Consider the following 16,086-nt stretch of genomic DNA (forward strand, 5'->3'; position numbering starts at 1 on the left):
GGGAGCACCTCGGCCGCCCGGAGTGTGCGGGGGCGTCGCGCGGGCCTCAGGCCCTGGCGAGCTCCTTCTCGCCGCCCTGCTCGGGGACCTCCGGGGTGCCGTCACCGACGTGGTCGTCCAGGAGCGTCTTCTCGTCGAACGGGGCCCGCCCGGCGAGCACCTCGTCCACCCGGCCCTTGTCGATCTCCTTGGTCCAGGTACCGATCAGGACGGTGGCGACGGCGTTGCCCGCGAAGTTGGTGAGGGCGCGGGCCTCGCTCATGAAGCGGTCGATGCCGACGATGAGGCCGATGCCGTCCACCAGGGCGGGCTTGTGCGACTGCAGACCGCCGGCCAGCGTGGCGAGTCCGGCACCGGAGACACCGGCCGCGCCCTTCGAGGCCACCAGCAGGAAGAGCAGCAGCGTGATCTGCTCGCCGATCGCCATCGGCGTACCCATGGAGTCGGCGATGAACAGCGAGGCCATGGTCATGTAGATCATGGTGCCGTCGAGGTTGAACGAGTAGCCGGTCGGGACGGTGATGCCGACCACCGGCTTGCTGACGCCCAGGTGCTCCATCTTCGCGATGAGGCGCGGCAGCGCCGACTCCGACGAGGAGGTGGACAGGATCAGCAGGAACTCGCGGCCCAGGTACTTGAAGAGCGAGAAGGCGTTGACGCCGGCGACGAGGCGCAGCATCGCGCCCAGCACCAGGAAGACGAACAGGAAGCAGGTGACGTAGAAGCCGAGCATCAGCACGGCCAGGCTCTTGAGCGCGTCCACGCCGGCCGAGCCGGTGACCGCGGCGATGGCGCCGAACGCACCGATCGGAGCGACCCACATGATCATCGCCAGGACGCGGAAGACCAGCCGCTGGATGTGCTCGATACCGCGCAGGACGGGCTGCCCGGCGGAGCCCATGGCCTGCAGGGCGAAGCCGCAGAGCAGGGCGACCAGCAGGGTCTGCAGGACCTCGCCCGCGGTGAACGCGGAGACGATCGTGGTCGGGATGATGCCCATCAGGAACTCGACGGTGCCCTTGGCCTCCGCGTCGACCTGCGCCTGACCGGTCTCCTTGACGGCGTCGGTGACCGCGAGGCCCGTGCCCGGGTCCAGGATGTTGCCGACGACCAGGCCGATGGCGAGGGCCACCAGCGACATCACGAGGAAGTAGACCAGGGCGATACCGCCGACCGCGCCGACCTTGGCGGCCTTGCGCACCGAACCGATACCCAACACGATCGTGCAGAAGATGATCGGCGAGATCATCATCTTGATCAGGTTCACGAAGCCGGTGCCCAGCGGCTTCAGCTCGGTCGCGAAGTCGGGGGCGGCCAGACCGACGGTGATACCGAGGACGACCGCGATGATCACCGCGATGTAGAGATAGTGCGTGCGGTCCCGCTTGGCTTTGGGTGCGGCAGGTGCCGTAGCGGCTTCGCTGGTCACGGCGGCCCTCCTTGACGACGTCATCGGCATCACCGGCGTGCGGCTCACGTCCGGGGGTTTGTATCGGGGATCTGGCGACTATCTCCCGTGTTGTGAGCGCGGTCACCCTTGCGTTCATTTAGTTCACAATCAAGCCACGAGGGAGACTGGCGGCATGCACCTCCGCGTCCCGAGACCCCGTAGCCTGGCCGGTCAGCTCTTCGCCATGCAGGCGGTGCTGATAGCGGTCGTGGTCGCCGGTTACGCGCTGTTCACGTACGTCAGCGACCGGCAGCAGGCACAGGAGGCGGCCGGGCGGCAGGCCAGGTCGGTGGCGCTGGCGATCGCCGACTCGCCGTCGGTGCCGGAGGCGATCCGCACGCCCGACCCGACGGCGCGGCTCCAGCCGTACGCGGTGCGGGTCATGCGGGACACCGACGTGGACTTCGTGACGATCATGGATACGGAGGGCATCCGCTGGACCCACCCGGACCCGAGCCAAATCGGCCATCCCTTCCGCGGCCACATCGAGCGCGCGCAGCGGGGCGAGACCCTCACCGAGACCTACACGGGCACGCTCGGACCGTCGGTGCGGGCGGTGACCCCCGTGGCGGACGCCGGTCGGGTCGTCGGCCTGGTCAGCGCCGGGATCAAGGTCGAGGAGATCAGCAAGCGGGCGCAGGAGCAGCTGACGGCGCTGCTCGGGGTGGCGGCCGGCGCGCTGCTGCTCGGCGCGGTCGGCACGTACGTGATCAACGCGCGGCTGCGGCGGCACACGCACGGTATGAACGCGGACGAGCTGAGCCGGATGCACGACTACCATCAGGCGGCGCTGCACGCGGTGCGGGAGGGGCTGCTGATGCTGGACGGGCAGTACCGTGTCGCGTTGATCAACGACGGCGGACGGGAGCTGCTCGGGGTGAGCGGCGACGTGGTGGGCGCCTCGGTCGTCGACCTGGGGCTGCCGGCGCAGCTGACGGGGGCGCTGCTGGCCTCGGAGCCACGGGTGGACGAGGTGCATCTGGCGGCCGACCGGGTCCTGGTGGTGAACACCTCGCCGGTCTCCGGCGGGGAGCACCGGGGCACGGTGGTGACGCTGCGCGACGTGACCGAGCTGCGGTCGCTGACGGGCGAGCTGAACTCGGAGCGGGGTTTCTCCCGGGCGCTGCGCTCGCAGGCGCACGAGGCGGCCAACCGGCTGCACACGGTCGTCTCGCTGATCGAGCTGGGGCGCGAGGCGGAGGCCGTGGACTTCGCGACGGCCGAACTGGAACTGGCGCAGGCGCTCACCGACCAGGTGGTGGCGGCGGTCGGCGAGCCGGTGCTGGCCGCGCTGCTGCTGGGCAAGACGGCGCAGGCCAACGAGCGGGGAGTGGAGCTGGTGGTGTCGCAGGACAGCCGACTGGACGACGGGCTGCTGCCGCCGTCCCTGCCCGCCCGGGACCTGGTGACGATCCTGGGCAACCTGGTCGACAACGCGGTGGACGCGGCGCAGGACGGGGTGCCCTCACGGGTGACGGTCGCGGCGTACACGGGGGCGGCGCCGGACGGCGGCCCGGAGCTGGTGCTGCGGGTGTCGGACACCGGCGCCGGGGTCGACCCCGCCCATGCCGACCTGGTCTTCCAGCGGGGCTACTCGACCAAGCCGGCCGGTGAGGGCGGACGGGGCCTGGGGCTGGCGCTGGTGCGGCAGGCGGTGCGGCGGCACGGCGGCACCCTGACCGTGGCGGAGGCCGAGGGCGGCGGCGCCCGCTTCGAGGCCCGGCTTCCGCTGTCCGACGGCGGGGGCCGGCGTGCGCCCTCCGGCGCCGGGGACCGCGCACCGGCGCCGGGCGCCCTGACGGGCGGAGCGATACCGGGGGGCGAGGCATGAACGCCGGGCAGCCGTACCGCCCCGTCCATCCGGTCCGCCCGGCCCTCCGGGTCCATCCGGTCCGCCCGGGCCACCCCGTCCACCCGGTCATCCCGGCCCGCCCGGTCCGTCCCCGCCGGCGGCCCCGGTCCACGTCCGCGCCCGGGGCCCCGGCTCTCAGACCGGCCCCCGGAGGCGCCGTATGACCGCCGCCCCGCAGCCCATCCGTGTCCTGGTCGTCGAGGACGACCCCGTCGCCGCGGACGCGCACGTGATGTACGTCGGCCGTGTGCCGGGGTTCACGGCCGTCGGCAAGGCGCACACCGGAGCTGAGGCACGGCGCATGCTGGACCGTACGCCGGTGGACCTGCTCCTGCTCGACCTGCATCTGCCGGACGTACACGGACTGCAGCTGGCCCGTTCGCTGCGGGCGGCGGGGCACCACGCCGACGTGATCGCGGTGACGTCGGCGCGGGACCTGGCGGTCGTGCGGGAGGGGGTGTCGCTGGGCGTCGTGCAGTACGTGCTGAAGCCGTTCACCTTCGCCACCCTGCGGGACCGCCTCGTCCGGTACGCCGAGTTCCGGGGCGCCGCCGGGGAGGCCAGCGGCCAGGACGAGGTCGACCGAGCGCTGGCCACGCTGCGGGCCCCCGGCCCGGCCGCCCTGCCGAAGGGACTGAGCGCGCCGACGCTGGAACGGGTGACGGGCGCGCTGCGGGGGGCGGACGAGGGACTCACGGCGGCGGGGGTGGCCGAGACCGTCGGTATCTCGCGGATCACCGCCCGGCGCTACCTGGAACACCTGGTGGACGCGGGGCGGGCGGGGCGACGCCCGCTGTACGGGCAGGTGGGGCGGCCGGAGCTGGTTTATCGGTGGGTCCGGGGGGTGGAGAAGGGGCGGTAGGACACTCGATGGCTGTCTTCGCCTTCTCCGGCTCGGCCAGGATGACGGATCCGGCCTGTCGGCCGGTCAGATGCCGTAGTGGACTTGCCCCGCCTCTATACAGGCCATCTCGCCGGTGGCCAGGGCTTGGAGGCCAACCAGGATGCGAGTCCGCGCAGGCGGCCAAACCTGATCGATCACCTGAAGGGTGAGCATGACGCGTATGGTGGCGCGCGGGTCACGGTAGGAGAGGTCCATCACCGCCTCGCGGGTGATCGGCGCTGCCGCCAGGACATGTGTGACGACCTTCCGGCGCCGCATCTGCACCCAGTCCACCGCAACGCGCCGCAGCAGCCGCAACTCATCGGGTGGGCCGGAGAGGATCTCATGTGCGGCACGCTCCGGCGTCTGCCCGTCGTACACGGCCCCGACCGGCAGCACGATGGACCCGCGGAGGTCGGCCACGGCAAGGCAGTCGGCGCCGACCGGGACCAGGAGCACGACGCCGACCACCGGCGGTCGCCAGTTCTCATATGTCGCGTGAGGCCGGTGCGCCCTTGTCACAGCGGCGGCCGGCATCAGGCCGGACCACCCTGGGCGGCCGCCACGATCTCTTTCAGGTGGCGGGGCCGGCTGGTGCTGGGGATGGGCGTGATGTGAGGGGCCCCCGGTTCAGGAGCCAGGCCAGGGGCTTGTGTGGCCCGTGCCTGCGTGCCAGGTCACCGGCGCCCAGCGGCCGGTAGGCCACGTACGGAATTCCGGCGTCTTGGCAGAACTCCACGGCGGGGTCGAAGCAGTCGGTGGTGTTGAGGACGTTCTGCACCGCGGCGACGGGCTGATCCTTGTTGACCCTGCGGATGTCCTCGGGCGTGACCTTCGAAAGGCCGATGTGCCCGATCTTTCCTTCCTCCTTCATGGCCTGGAGAACGGCGATCTGATCGTCCGGCGCCACCTCAGGGTCGATGCGGTGCAGGTAGCACAGCTCCAGCCGTTCGACCTTCAAGCGGCGAAGGCTCGCCTCGACGGCTGCCCGCAGGAAGACCGGGTTACCCAGCGGCTTCCACTGTCCCGGAGCGGGGCGGATCATGCCGACCTTGGTGGCGATCAGGATGTGTTCCGGGTACGGGTAGAGCGCGTCGCGGATCAGGTGCTCGACAGTGTGCGGACCGTACGCGTCGGCGGTGTCGATGTGGCTTATGCCGTACGTGTGAACCGCCTGGCGGAGCACACCAAGCGCCAGCTCTCGGTCCGCGGGATCGCCCCAGATGCCGGGCCCGGTCAGTCGCATGGTGCCGAACCCGAGCCGCGACACGCTCTTCCCTGCGATGGTGATGGTGCCCGAGGGCGGTGCGAAGGTCATACGGGCTCCTCCTTCAGGCAACGCTGGACGGCGACTTCCACGGCGTGGGTCTGGCTGTCGGTAGCGCTGGTCACCCGCTGGTGGGGAATGGCGCCGTCGGCCAGGAGAAGGTGCGCGTGCTGGTCGACGAGACGCCGGAAACCGCGGTCGTAGTCGTCGTGGCTGATGTCGACGGCCATGCTCTCGTCGAGCACGGTGGCGAACAGCAGGTCGTGCTTGGGGAGCTGTGTGCCGGCGAGAGTCAGGAGGCGTTCCCGTTCGAGACGAGGCGGGTTTTCGGCTCGGAACGCCATCGCGGCCTGGAAGTAGGCGATGGCGTCGTGCGCGGCGCGGTCGATGAGGATGACCTCAGCACCCTGAGCGGCAGCGCTGACTTCGTCCAGGATGCCTTGAGCGATGATCCACTCGGTGGATTGGGCGGTGTGATGCTGCATCTTGGGCAGGCCGACTGCGGCGGCACGTTTGCCGAGCCGTCCGGTGCGCGCCACGGCGAGGCCGTGGCTGCGCAGTTCCATCTCTATGCGCTTCAGGAGTGTCGTCTTGCCCGTGGAGTGGGTGCCGAGCACGGCGATCCGGATGGGCTGGGAGGAGGTCACCACAGGGTGGGGTCCCTTTCTGGTTCGGGGGCGCCAGGCAGGCCGGGCGGTACAGCCGCGGCGATCATCTGGTCCCAGGTATCGAAGCGGGAGGCCATGGCGGTGAGGAGCCGCGCCGTGGCGAAGGCGTCGAACGCCGCCCGGTGCCGGGCGCCGGGGGCCTCGCTCAGGTCGGGCTGCACGTGCTCGATGAGGGCATCGAGGCTGTACTTGCCCAGGTCCGGGTAGCTGGCCTTGGCCAGCCGGAGGGTGTCCAGCACGCCGGCAGGCTGCCAACCGGACAGGTGCGCGCCCAGCACGCGGTAGTCGGTGTGAGCGTTGTGCGCGCAGATCCACGCAGCGCCCAGGAAGGCGCGCACCTGGTCCGCGACTTCTGTCCATCTCGGCTGCTTGGCCAAGGCGTCGTTGGTCAGCCCGTGCACGCGGGTCGCGAAGGGGGTGACGGGGCGGTTCGGGCGGGTCAGCCACCAGCCCGCGGTGCTCTTGTCCGGGCGGCCGTCCCGGACGGGCAGCGCGGCGACCTCCACCAGATCGGGAGGGCTGGTGCCGTTGCCTTCGACGTCGACGACGAGCAACGCGGGCCAGGTGGCGAAGTTCATGGCGTGTCGGGTCCGTCCTCCGCCTCCCAGCCGATGGACGCCCGGCCGTGCTGGCGGTAGTGATGGGGCTTGGTCCGGTCGTGGCACTGGAAGCCGAAGCCGTGCTGCAAGAAGTAGCGGGGCGGCTCGTCCAGTCCCTCCACGACGATGGCACGGTCGTTGACCTCAACGGCGCCGACCGCCCCGAGGGCGCGCGCCTCGCGGGTGATGTCCGCCAAGTCCGGCTTGGACCATCCCCTCTTGCACAAGTCGACCTGCTCGGGTGGGCAGATGTCGCACAGCTCCCGCACCCCGTAGTGGCCGTTGTAGTCGGCCTCGCCCCAGGCGTAGGCGACTCCGCAGCTCGTCTTACGGAACAGCGTCCCCCAAGGCGCCCCGCCGGGGACCTTCCCCAAGTCGAAGGCAGCCAGGATGCGCCGCTCTGCCTGCTCCGGCATGATCTTTCGCCGGGCTGTGTCCTCGTACGGTTGCGGCAGGGCGAGATCTTTGTAGTACGCCTTGATCTCGTCGCGGAAGAAGAGGCCGGTGAACACGGTGGCGTGCGCGTACAGGGACAGCTCACGAGCGTGCTCGATGTGCTCGTCGGAGTCGTTGAGGCCCGGCACGATCGGCCGCCAGTACAGGACGGTCCGGTAGTTGTCGGCATTTTCGTGAAGCATGCGCAGGCTGTCGGCGGCGTACCTGGAGTTCACGGGCTCGATCTTCGGGTGGTCGATGCCGGAGTGGGTGACCAGGACCGTCAGCCGCAGATTGCGGAAGGAGTTCAGGACCGCGCAGTCTTCGGCACTCACCCGCCACCGGGTGATGACGAGGACGTGGTTGGTCAGACCACGGTCGTCGAGGTCCCGCAGCACCGCGAACAGGTGCGGCTTGACCACCGGCAGCATGGAGTCCGTGGCCCGGTTGAACAACTGGATCGGCGTCTTGTGGGGCCGGAAGTACGGATGGGTGACCAGCCGGTCGACGGCGGCTTCGTCGCTCATGAGGCGCCACGGGGTCTTCATCTCGAAGTTGTCGAACAGGTGGCGCACGCAGTACCCGCACTCCAGCGGGCAGCCGACGATGTGGTTCAGCGACAGGCCCGACTTGCGGTACTCGATCACGTCGGCGAGTTCGGGTTTGAGGCTGCTGATCTGTTCATGACTCAGCAGGGGCAGCAGACGGCGCGCTACGGGGAGAGCAGTCACGGTGCCTCCAAGGCTCGGGACGGTCAGCGGTCGGCGGGCGCGGGCTGGAGCGGTACGCCGGGCGGCGAAGTGAGCAGCAGGCGACTGCGGGCGCCGAACCAGGTTCCAAAGTCGCGGCGGGCGGCGTCCGCGTCGTCGGAGGTATGCACGAGGTTGTGCACCAGGCGCTTCTGTTCGAGGGCTGCTTCGAGGCTGTCGTTTCCGAGATCGCCGCGGATGGTGCCGACGGCGGCCCGGGTGGGGTCGAAATGCCCGATGAGCCGGCGCAGGCGGGCGTGGATGCCCGGTTCGCCGTACGCGAGGGCGACGGTTACCTGCTTGCCCGCGTATGTGTCGTCCAGGCACGCGGGAATGTCCCGGTCGGGGAACCAGTCGGCATCCACGAGAAGGTCCCAGTAGTGCACGTGCGCCTGCCACGGTTGCACGGTGACGTCGACCCGGTTGGCAATGGTGGCACCGGCGGCCGCAACACGGCCGAGCACCTCATCGGCCAAGCCGCGCGCTACGGCGTCCGGCTTGCACAGGACGACCGAGCAGCGGTTGAAGTCGGTGATCTGTAGCCGGCGGCCCGGCCCGTACCAGGTTCCGTACTCCCGGCGGGCGCCGGCGGGGTCGTCGGAGGTGTGGACCAGATTCCGCACGAGGCGGTTCTCGGCCCTCGCGACGGCGAGACTGTCCTGACCGAGGTCACCGCGAATCGTGCCGGCCGTGGCGCGGGCCGGGTCAGTGTGGCCGATGAGCTGGCGCAGGCGTGCGTGGATGCCGGGCCCGCCGTGTGCCAGGGCCACGGTGACGGGCTGTCCCGAGTAGGCGGCGTCGATGTAGGCGGGCAGGTCGCGCAGGTCGAGACGGCCGGTGTCGGCGAGCATGTCCCGGTAGGCGACGTGCGCCTGCCACGGCTCAGCGACCACGTCCATCCGGCTCGTCAAGGCGATGCCGGCGGACGAGATCCTCTCCAGGACGCGGGAGACCAGGCCGCGTGTCACAGCATCCGGCTTGCACAGCACGACCGCCCAGCGGTCGAACCCCACACCCAGCACCACATCGCCGCTCACCGGCTTCCCCGCGCTCACCGACCGCCCCCTGCGGCGGACGCGGCACAGACGGGCCACTTGTGTTCCATGAGCCAGCGCAGACCCGGGTCGAGCGCTGCCAGGAGAGCGGAGTCGACGGCGCCACTCCGGCCGTGCTGGAGCTGGCGGTACAGCTCGAACAGCATGACGACCTGCTGCCAGTACGGTTCCAGGCCGAGGCTCTGGATGTGCTTGGCGCTGTAGCGCATCTGGTTCGTGCGCAGCGCCTCCTCGTGCTCCAGAACGTCTTTGATGGTGCCCGAAGTGGTGCCCTTCGGCATCGGCGGGAACAGGAACGTGGTCGGCGCGTGCCGTGTGGCGGCCTCGTTGATGACGCGGTGGACGCGTTCCGCATTGGTGTCGTTGACGTGCGCGGAACCGATGACATGGGTGTACGTGCCGAGTTGGAGGCCGAGTCGGACGGCCGCGTACTCCTGGATCATCGTGAAGGAGAACACGTCGGACAGCAGACCGCAGTCGAGGTCGTTGGCGCGCATGTTGCACACCATGTGCAGGCGGCCCTCGCGGGAGAGGATATGCAGACCGCTCAGACATGCGACGTCCGGATTGGTGCGGTCGGCCAGCTCTTTCGCCGAGAACACGGGCAGGTAGCCTCGCTTGCTGTCCGGCTCCTTCCGCAGGAGCTCCACGACCCGGTCGAACGGCGACTGCTCACCACCGTCGTCGGCGTTGAAGAGCCTGTACCCATAGGCGGACCCGCCGAGGCTGACACCATCGACGCTGCTCGTTCGCATGGACGGCGCGTAATAACTGATCATCTCCAGATCGCGGCGGCCGGCGAGGTACCAGAGTGCTTCGGCGAACTGAAAGACCGGGTTGACCCTCCGTTCGGCCAGGTACGGCAGACGCTGCCTCGGGTCGGTCAGCCGGAAGCTGACGCCGATCACCTCACGGGCCGCGTTGCCGCGGGCGTCGATGTGTTGCTCGGGCTCCTTGGTCGCCAGCTGTAACAGGGCGACGTAGGCGCCTTCGATGCTGCGGAAAGCCGGTGCTGTGAGCAAGGCACTCTCCAGGTCGGGAAATGGATGGTTGGACCACCAGGCGAAGCGCCGGGCGCTGGGCCGGGGCTGCCGCAGCAGGAGGCCGATTGCCGGGGCAGGCCCGGCAGCGCGCATCATGCGCGCATCAGGGCGCCACCGGTGGAGTCGGTCTCGACTGCCATCACGACGCCCCCGTGGGGACACGGAAGGCGCACCACGTCGTCCTGCCGTCGTCGCTGACCCCCCAGTCCGGTGCGAGGACGGCGACGAGAAACAGGCCACGGCCGGATTCGTCGTTGTCCTCGGCGGTACGCAGTTCGGCCAGGGAGGAGCTCCCGTCGGTCACCTCGATGCGTAGTTCGCCGGAGCAGTACCGGACTCGCAGCCCGATGTCTCCGCAACCGTGCTGGATGCCGTTGGTGACCAGTTCGGAGACTGCGAGCACGGCGTTGTCGGCCGGCGTGCCGCGCACATTGCACAGCCGCAGGAAGGCCGCCGTGAGCCGGCGCATCCGGCCGACGGCGGCCTTGTCCGGGGCGAAGGCCACCTCGAAAGCACGAGGGTTTGGGATCTGTGGCTCGACAGCGAACGGTGTGGTGGACGCGCGAGCCATCACCTGAGGCTCCGGGTCAATCCAGTCGCGCCCGCTGTGTCGGGCGGTGGTGCTCTGACGCATGGCTGGCCTCGGCTCGTCAGGGGTGGTGGGGATGCGTAGTCCGAGTCCAGAGAGCTCCTGGGCGGGTCTTCCCCGGACCCGGACATCGCAGTTGGATTGCGTGCCGCGCAGCCCCTCTGCGGACAGTGGTCTGCGATCGGCTCGCTGAACTACCGTGCTGCATGTGCGATTTACTATGCAAGGCCATTCGCAAGAGCTCTAGAATTGACACATGCCCAAGCACCGGCAAGGGGTTACTCAAGGGCCTGCACGCGGTGGCACACTCAAGAGCACGACCCGCAACGGTGCCGGGCACAGGGCACGTTGAGCACCAACAGGGTTGGGGAAAGGGTTACGCAGTGGCAGCAAAGCGCGGAGCGACCTTCCGACGCAGGGAACTGGGCAAGGAGTTGCGCAAGCTCCGGGACAAGAGAGGCGAGACCCTTCAAGAGGTGGCGAGGGCGCTTGGCTTCTCGTACACGAAACTCGCGCGCGTGGAGATCGGCGAGAACGACCTGCCGCGGGTGAGTGACCTCGAGACCCTGATCGACCATCTGGCCCCCGACTTGCCGAAGGAAGACCTGGAGACGCTGCTACAGCTGCACAGGGAGTCCCTGAGCAAGGAGCCGTGGACGCCGTACAAGGCGTACATGCCGTCGAAGATGCCGACGTACCGCGGTCTGGAGCAGGACGCCACCGTCATGCGCGCCTGGCAGCCGGCCTTCGTGTTCGGACTGTTCCAGACAGAGGGCTACGCGCGAGCGCTGTACCAGATCGCCAAGCCGGTCGAGGAGACGACGACCGAGTACGTCGAACAGAACGTCCGGCTGAGACTGGAGCGGAAGGAACTGATCACCCGCTCGGAGGATCCGCTGAAGCTCCGCGTCATCATGGACGAGACGGCCGTCCGTCGGACGGTGGGCGGCCCCGAGGTGATGCTGCCCCAGTACAAGGAGATCGCGGAGCTGGGGGAACTGGACAACGTGACCATCCAGGTCCTGCCCCACGATGTCGTCACCTACCGCTCGGAAAACAACTTCATCCTGCTGGACTTCTCCGAGAACCTTGCCCCTGTCGTACAGGTGGACATGTCGAACACCATCTCTGTGACGGACGAGCGTCTGGAGGTCCAGCGGAACGTCCGCCGGTTCGACGCCATGCGCGACAGCGCCCTACCTCCGGCGCGAACGGCCGGGTTCCTGCAACAACTAGCACGAGAGTGGGCATAGCCATCAATACCAACACCGCACCCTCAGACGTAGCGCCCGAGTCCGCCTGGTTCAAGTCGTCGTACAGCAACGACACCGGCGGAGCATGCGTTGAGATCGCGAATCTGGCCAGTCAGGTCGGCATCCGCGACTCCAAGGACAAGGCCGGCCCCGCCCTCGTGGTACCAGCCGCCGCCTGGTCCTCGTTCGTCGGCGCCGTGAGCTCGCACCGCGAGCTGAGGCCCTGACCTCCGCTCACGACAGTGGACCGCTTCCCCCGCGCCATATCCGGGGGAAGCGAACCGCTCCCGTGCAGTAACGCCCATGGGGTGACCGGGTCCGTCCGATCGAGGAACGGCCAGCCGTACGTTCGTACGATCCGTATCGCTGGTTGAACACCCGGTAGTCAAGGCCTCCCCCGGCCCCCTACGGTGTGGCGCGTGCGCCGACCCTCACCCCACCCGAACCAGTCGGGACCCCCGTTCAACGCCCTCGCCGCCCGCCGGCTCCGTGCCGCCCTGAACATGGGGCCCGAGCACGTCGCCCACGGCATGCGGGTCTCCTACGGGCTGCCGTACGTCACCCCGGACCTCGTCGCCGCCTGGGAGCGGGGGGTCGCCTCGCCCGGGACCGCGGAGCTCACGGCCCTCGCGGGGGTGCTGTGGTGCTCGCCGGGCGAGCTGATCGGCCGGCCGCAGACCCTGCGCGAGCACCGCGTCGCCCGCGGTCTGGCACCGGAGGACGTGGCCCGTGCCGTCGGGGTCGCGCTCCCGGCCTATCTGCGGATGGAGGAGACGGAGGGCTGGCGCGGCACCGACCGCCAGTCGTCCGCGCTCGCCGACGTGCTCGCCCTCGCGCTGCCCGACTTCGTGACCGTCACGGGGCGCGAGGAGAAGCTCGCCGGCCTGCTGTCGAGCGCGGTGACCACCCGCTGGCAGGGATATGTGCGCCAGGTCGCCAAGGTGGCGCCGCTGGACCGGCGAGTGCTGGAGAACGTCCTCCAGGTACTGCACCAGGACTATCAGGGGCACATGGCCGCCACCCTCCGGTGGGGTGGCGGCGGCCCCGACGCGAGCGCCCAGGGCCACGACTTCCTCGACCGGATCGTGGAGCACTTCTGGGCGGCGGTCGAGAGGCACCCCTAGCTAGTGCTCTGACCGCATAGGTTCGCCGGGGTGACGGTCGTGGCGGTTAGATGTGGGGTGACGTCCGTTTCGACCGTTGGAGGCGCGGTGGCCGAGCCTGTCCGTGTGCGCAGACTGACCGACCAGGAGGGGCAGAGGTTGCAGCAGATCGTGCGCCGGGGCAGTGCCAACTCGGTGCGCTACCAGCGGGCGATAATGCTGCTGGCCTCGGCCGGTGGGAACCGCGCGCCAGTGATTGCCCAGCTGGTGCAGGCCGACGAGGACACCGTCCGAGATGTGATCCACCGCTTCAACGAGATCGGCCTGGCCTGCCTGGACCCTCGATGGGCGGGAGGCCGTCCCCGCCGACTCAGCCCTGACGACGAGAACTTCGTCGTCCAGGCGGCCACCACCCGCCCCACCAAACTCGGCCAGCCCTTCACCTGCTGGTCACTGCGCAAACTCGTCGCCTACCTGCGGAGAGTCCACGACCGAGTGATCCGCATCGGCCGTGAGACGTTACGCGGCCTGCTCGCCCGCCGCGGGGTCACCTTCCAGCGCACCAAGACCTGGAAGGAATCCCCCGACCCGGACCGTGAGGCGAAGCTGGACCGGATCGAGGAGCTCCTTGACCGCTTCTCCGACCGGGTGTTCGCCTTCGACGAGTTCGGACCGCTCGGAATCCGGCCCACCGCGGGCTCGGGCTGGGCCGAACGCAAACATCCCGACCGGGTGCCGGCCACCTACCACCGCACGCACGGGGTGCGCTACTTCCACGGCTGCTACTCGATCGGCGACGACACTCTGTGGGGCGTCAACCACCGTAGAAAAGGGTCCGCGAACACGCTGGCCGCTCTGAAGTCGATCCGAGCCGCTCGCCCGGACGGTGCACCGATCTACGTCATCCTGGACAACCTGTCCGCCCACAAAGGCACCGGCCTCCGCCATTGGGCGAAGAAGAACAAGGTCGAGTTGTGCTTCACCCCGACCTACGCCTCGTGGGCCAACCCCATCGAAGCCCACTTCGGGCCGTTGCGACAATTCACGATCGCCAACTCGAACTACCCCAACCACACCGTGCAGACCCGGGCGTTGCACGCCTACCTGAGGTGGCGCAACGCCAACACTCGACACCGCGACGTCCTGGCCGCCGAACGCAAGGAACGCGCCCGCATCCGCAGCGAGAAGGGCATCCGCTGGGGCGGACGCCCCCGAGTACGCGCAGCCTGACACCACCCGGCGGCCAGTGGGCTTCTTCGACCTGGCCTCCGATCAGGTGACGGCCCTCAAAGCGCAACGAGCGAGGCCCCCGGGCTGTTGATCGAGAAGTTCAGTAGGACTGCCCATCGCGGATCAGCCGGTCCGCTGCCTCCAACTTGTGCTTGACGTCCGCGAGTTCTTCTCGAAGTCGAGCAGCTTCGGCTTCCGCGCGCGCCCTTCGGTCTTCTTCGTAGCGGGCCCAATCGAAGTTCAACATGGCCCGCCGGTCATTGAGTTCGCTTGCGTCCTCGAAGAGGACTGCCTTATCCGAATCAATTTCAGCGAGTTGGTCACGCAGACCCTCCAATTGTCGGCCCAGCTCGCCGCGCAGCTGTTCGAGTTCCTCGATCTGCCGCTCCAGTTGTTCGTTGTGATTTCGCTCCTTTTCGAGTAGTTCTGCAAGGCGACTCAGCTCAGCCGCGACCCTGGATTGTTCACCAAGAACTTGGCGAAATTCGTTGCGCACATGAGTCGCATGCTCTTCGAGATTAGAGAGGATCTCCCGGAGATCCGATTTCGCGGAGTCCAGCTCCTGGAGGGTCGCGTCACCCGGCGGGGGCACGAAGTCGATTTGTACTGTTGCGGGCTTGTCAGGGGGACTGCCGTGCTGAACCTCGAGCGGCGTGGATTGTTTGGCCCGGTCACGCAGCTGCACCAAGCGTTTCCAGCGGTGGTCCCACTGCTGCAGGCGGCTGTCACCGAGCTCCACCAGGCACCCGTCCTGCTGGATCAGTAGGACGCGAACCAAGGCGAGCAGGAAGTCTCGGCTTGGCCAGCGCTTCCCGCTCATCACCTCGCTGACCCCGGAAGCCGACAGAGGTACGGAGAGTGAGTGCTTCTGTGAGATCTTTTCGAAGTCGCGGTAGCCGATGCCGTTCACCAATTTGAGATCCTTCAGATCTCTTGCGAAGGCCGCAAGTTCCCTCTGGTACTCGTTCTCCGGCGACTGCTCCGGTCCGCTGCTCCGAGTGATCACATGCCCCCCTGACGACGCGTGGCAATCATGGTAGGGCGACAGCAGTGGGGATGCGGCTAACATCGGCGAACAACGCCGTACAAACGCGTTGTTCGCCGGAACAGCCTGCTTGTTCTGCGGCGTACAGCCCGTGTTCCGTCTCCTGACGCGCATGTTCGCGTTCCTCGCACATCCGCATGACGAGCTGCTGCACTTGCCGGCATGGATGAGAACAAGAACAACGAGCCCGCCCATGCACGAGGTCGACTGCTCGAACTCGCCGCGCTGTTCGCCCTGGTCGGCCTGTCTCTGGCCGTGTACGCCATGGGCGGCCCCACTGCCCTCTCCGCGGTAGGCGGTACGGGGGTGGGCCTGTTCAGCACATGGCGATACCAGAACCGCCCGCCGGAAGGCTGAGTCCTCTTGCCCACCCCGGCAGAACGCGCCCTGCGCCAATTCGTTGGACGGATGCACCGCCATGCGGCGCATGACCAATCACCGCGCCTGTCCACCACGAGGAGCGGCAATCCAGCCGAGGCGACAGCTATGGAGTCCGCCAGGACAAGAAGTGGATGCTGGCACTCCGCGGGGATCAGGTCGAGGGCCTGGTCGGGCGTCAGGTCTTCGTACTGCCGGTCGTCGACAAGGGCGACGTTGGCCAGGACGCCGTCCTTTCCGGCGAGAACAGCGCCGTCCAGCGCCGCCCTCAGAGCGTCCCCAGCGCCATCTACCGAGAAGTCGGTGCGCACGGCCGGGGCTTCCAAAGTGCAGGGGAACTGGCGCATGCGCGGACAGTACCTCCAACCCGGTGAACCATCGTGGTCAGAGCACTAGTAGGGCTCCGTTAGGTCTGTCTCGATCTTGATGTCGTGTGCGGTCTGCTGGGCAGGGGGCGGTGGCAGGTGGTGCAGGTGCCGGTCCAGCA

17 protein-coding genes and 1 pseudogene are annotated in these 16,086 nt (G+C 68.6%); 7 read left to right on the forward strand and 11 right to left on the reverse strand.

The window, feature by feature from the left end; all coding sequences use genetic code 11:
• Positions 1 to 46: 46 nt before the first annotated feature.
• On the reverse strand, positions 47 to 1,429 hold the full coding sequence (locus ACH4NX_RS33125; protein ID WP_351390152.1) for a cation:dicarboxylate symporter family transporter: 1,383 nt from the start codon (positions 1,427 to 1,429) through the stop codon (positions 47 to 49).
• A 154-nt stretch (positions 1,430 to 1,583) separates the two neighbouring features.
• Between ACH4NX_RS33125 and ACH4NX_RS33130 the strand changes: the two genes are divergently transcribed.
• Entirely contained in the window at positions 1,584 to 3,281 is a 1,698-nt protein-coding gene (locus ACH4NX_RS33130; protein WP_398129747.1) for an ATP-binding protein, read from the forward strand.
• Positions 3,282 to 3,462: 181 nt separating this feature from the next.
• Positions 3,463 to 4,164, forward strand: a complete 702-nt coding sequence (locus ACH4NX_RS33135; protein WP_398129748.1) for a response regulator — start codon at positions 3,463 to 3,465, stop codon at positions 4,162 to 4,164.
• Positions 4,165 to 4,230: 66 nt separating this feature from the next.
• Here the strand turns inward: ACH4NX_RS33135 and ACH4NX_RS33140 are convergent, their stop codons facing one another.
• The 8 genes from ACH4NX_RS33140 to ACH4NX_RS33175 all read right to left on the reverse strand — a co-directional run bounded on the left by ACH4NX_RS33140 (position 4,231) and on the right by ACH4NX_RS33175 (position 10,506).
• The gene (locus tag ACH4NX_RS33140; protein ID WP_398129749.1) at positions 4,231 to 4,656 is read right to left on the reverse strand and encodes a hypothetical protein; all 426 of its coding nucleotides are present in this window, start codon (positions 4,654 to 4,656) and stop codon (positions 4,231 to 4,233) included.
• Positions 4,657 to 4,759: 103 nt separating this feature from the next.
• Positions 4,760 to 5,503 (reverse strand): aldo/keto reductase, encoded by a 744-nt coding sequence (locus ACH4NX_RS33145; RefSeq protein WP_398129750.1) that lies wholly within the window; start codon positions 5,501 to 5,503, stop codon positions 4,760 to 4,762.
• The gene (locus tag ACH4NX_RS33150) at positions 5,500 to 6,099 is read right to left on the reverse strand and encodes an AAA family ATPase (RefSeq protein WP_398129751.1); all 600 of its coding nucleotides are present in this window, start codon (positions 6,097 to 6,099) and stop codon (positions 5,500 to 5,502) included. Before ACH4NX_RS33150 ends, ACH4NX_RS33145 begins: the two co-directional genes overlap by 4 nt.
• A complete protein-coding gene (locus tag ACH4NX_RS33155; RefSeq protein WP_398129752.1) occupies positions 6,096 to 6,698 on the reverse strand; it encodes an exonuclease domain-containing protein in 603 nt (200 codons plus the stop codon). Before ACH4NX_RS33155 ends, ACH4NX_RS33150 begins: the two co-directional genes overlap by 4 nt.
• The gene (locus tag ACH4NX_RS33160) at positions 6,695 to 7,885 is read right to left on the reverse strand and encodes a radical SAM protein (protein WP_398129753.1); all 1,191 of its coding nucleotides are present in this window, start codon (positions 7,883 to 7,885) and stop codon (positions 6,695 to 6,697) included. Before ACH4NX_RS33160 ends, ACH4NX_RS33155 begins: the two co-directional genes overlap by 4 nt.
• Positions 7,886 to 7,908: 23 nt before the next feature.
• On the reverse strand, positions 7,909 to 8,958 hold the full coding sequence (locus ACH4NX_RS33165; RefSeq protein ID WP_398129754.1) for a nucleoside-diphosphate kinase: 1,050 nt from the start codon (positions 8,956 to 8,958) through the stop codon (positions 7,909 to 7,911).
• A complete protein-coding gene (locus ACH4NX_RS33170) occupies positions 8,955 to 9,980 on the reverse strand; it encodes a thymidylate synthase (RefSeq protein WP_398129755.1) in 1,026 nt (341 codons plus the stop codon). The genes ACH4NX_RS33165 and ACH4NX_RS33170 overlap by 4 nt, the downstream gene beginning before the upstream one ends.
• 160 nt (positions 9,981 to 10,140) lie before the next feature.
• Positions 10,141 to 10,506, reverse strand: coding sequence for an ATP-binding protein (locus ACH4NX_RS33175; protein WP_398129756.1), 366 nt, complete (start codon positions 10,504 to 10,506; stop codon positions 10,141 to 10,143).
• Between the two features lie 467 nt (positions 10,507 to 10,973).
• Here ACH4NX_RS33175 and ACH4NX_RS33180 point away from each other — a divergent pair, with 467 nt between their 5' ends.
• The 4 genes from ACH4NX_RS33180 to ACH4NX_RS33195 all read left to right on the forward strand — a co-directional run bounded on the left by ACH4NX_RS33180 (position 10,974) and on the right by ACH4NX_RS33195 (position 14,176).
• On the forward strand, positions 10,974 to 11,843 hold the full coding sequence (locus ACH4NX_RS33180; protein ID WP_398129757.1) for a helix-turn-helix domain-containing protein: 870 nt from the start codon (positions 10,974 to 10,976) through the stop codon (positions 11,841 to 11,843).
• Positions 11,834 to 12,070 (forward strand): DUF397 domain-containing protein, encoded by a 237-nt coding sequence (locus ACH4NX_RS33185; RefSeq protein WP_398129758.1) that lies wholly within the window; start codon positions 11,834 to 11,836, stop codon positions 12,068 to 12,070. Before ACH4NX_RS33180 ends, ACH4NX_RS33185 begins: the two co-directional genes overlap by 10 nt.
• 183 nt (positions 12,071 to 12,253) lie before the next feature.
• Entirely contained in the window at positions 12,254 to 12,967 is a 714-nt protein-coding gene (locus ACH4NX_RS33190) for a helix-turn-helix domain-containing protein (RefSeq protein WP_398129759.1), read from the forward strand.
• Positions 12,968 to 13,054: 87 nt separating this feature from the next.
• Positions 13,055 to 14,176, forward strand: a complete 1,122-nt coding sequence (locus tag ACH4NX_RS33195) for an IS630 family transposase (protein ID WP_398129760.1) — start codon at positions 13,055 to 13,057, stop codon at positions 14,174 to 14,176.
• Between the two features lie 100 nt (positions 14,177 to 14,276).
• Here the strand turns inward: ACH4NX_RS33195 and ACH4NX_RS33200 are convergent, their stop codons facing one another.
• Positions 14,277 to 15,086 (reverse strand): hypothetical protein, encoded by an 810-nt coding sequence (locus ACH4NX_RS33200; RefSeq protein ID WP_398129761.1) that lies wholly within the window; start codon positions 15,084 to 15,086, stop codon positions 14,277 to 14,279.
• Between the two features lie 297 nt (positions 15,087 to 15,383).
• Between ACH4NX_RS33200 and ACH4NX_RS33205 the strand changes: the two genes are divergently transcribed.
• The gene (locus ACH4NX_RS33205; protein ID WP_125537055.1) at positions 15,384 to 15,578 is read left to right on the forward strand and encodes a hypothetical protein; all 195 of its coding nucleotides are present in this window, start codon (positions 15,384 to 15,386) and stop codon (positions 15,576 to 15,578) included.
• Positions 15,579 to 15,640: 62 nt separating this feature from the next.
• Here the strand turns inward: ACH4NX_RS33205 and ACH4NX_RS33210 are convergent.
• Positions 15,641 to 15,946 (reverse strand): annotated as a pseudogene (locus ACH4NX_RS33210) (DUF6924 domain-containing protein); the annotation flags it as partial.
• Positions 15,947 to 16,086 lie beyond the last annotated feature (140 nt).

The sequence above is a fragment of the Streptomyces sp. NPDC017225 genome, assembly GCF_044331465.1.
Classification (GTDB): Bacteria; Actinomycetota; Actinomycetes; order Streptomycetales; family Streptomycetaceae; genus Streptomyces.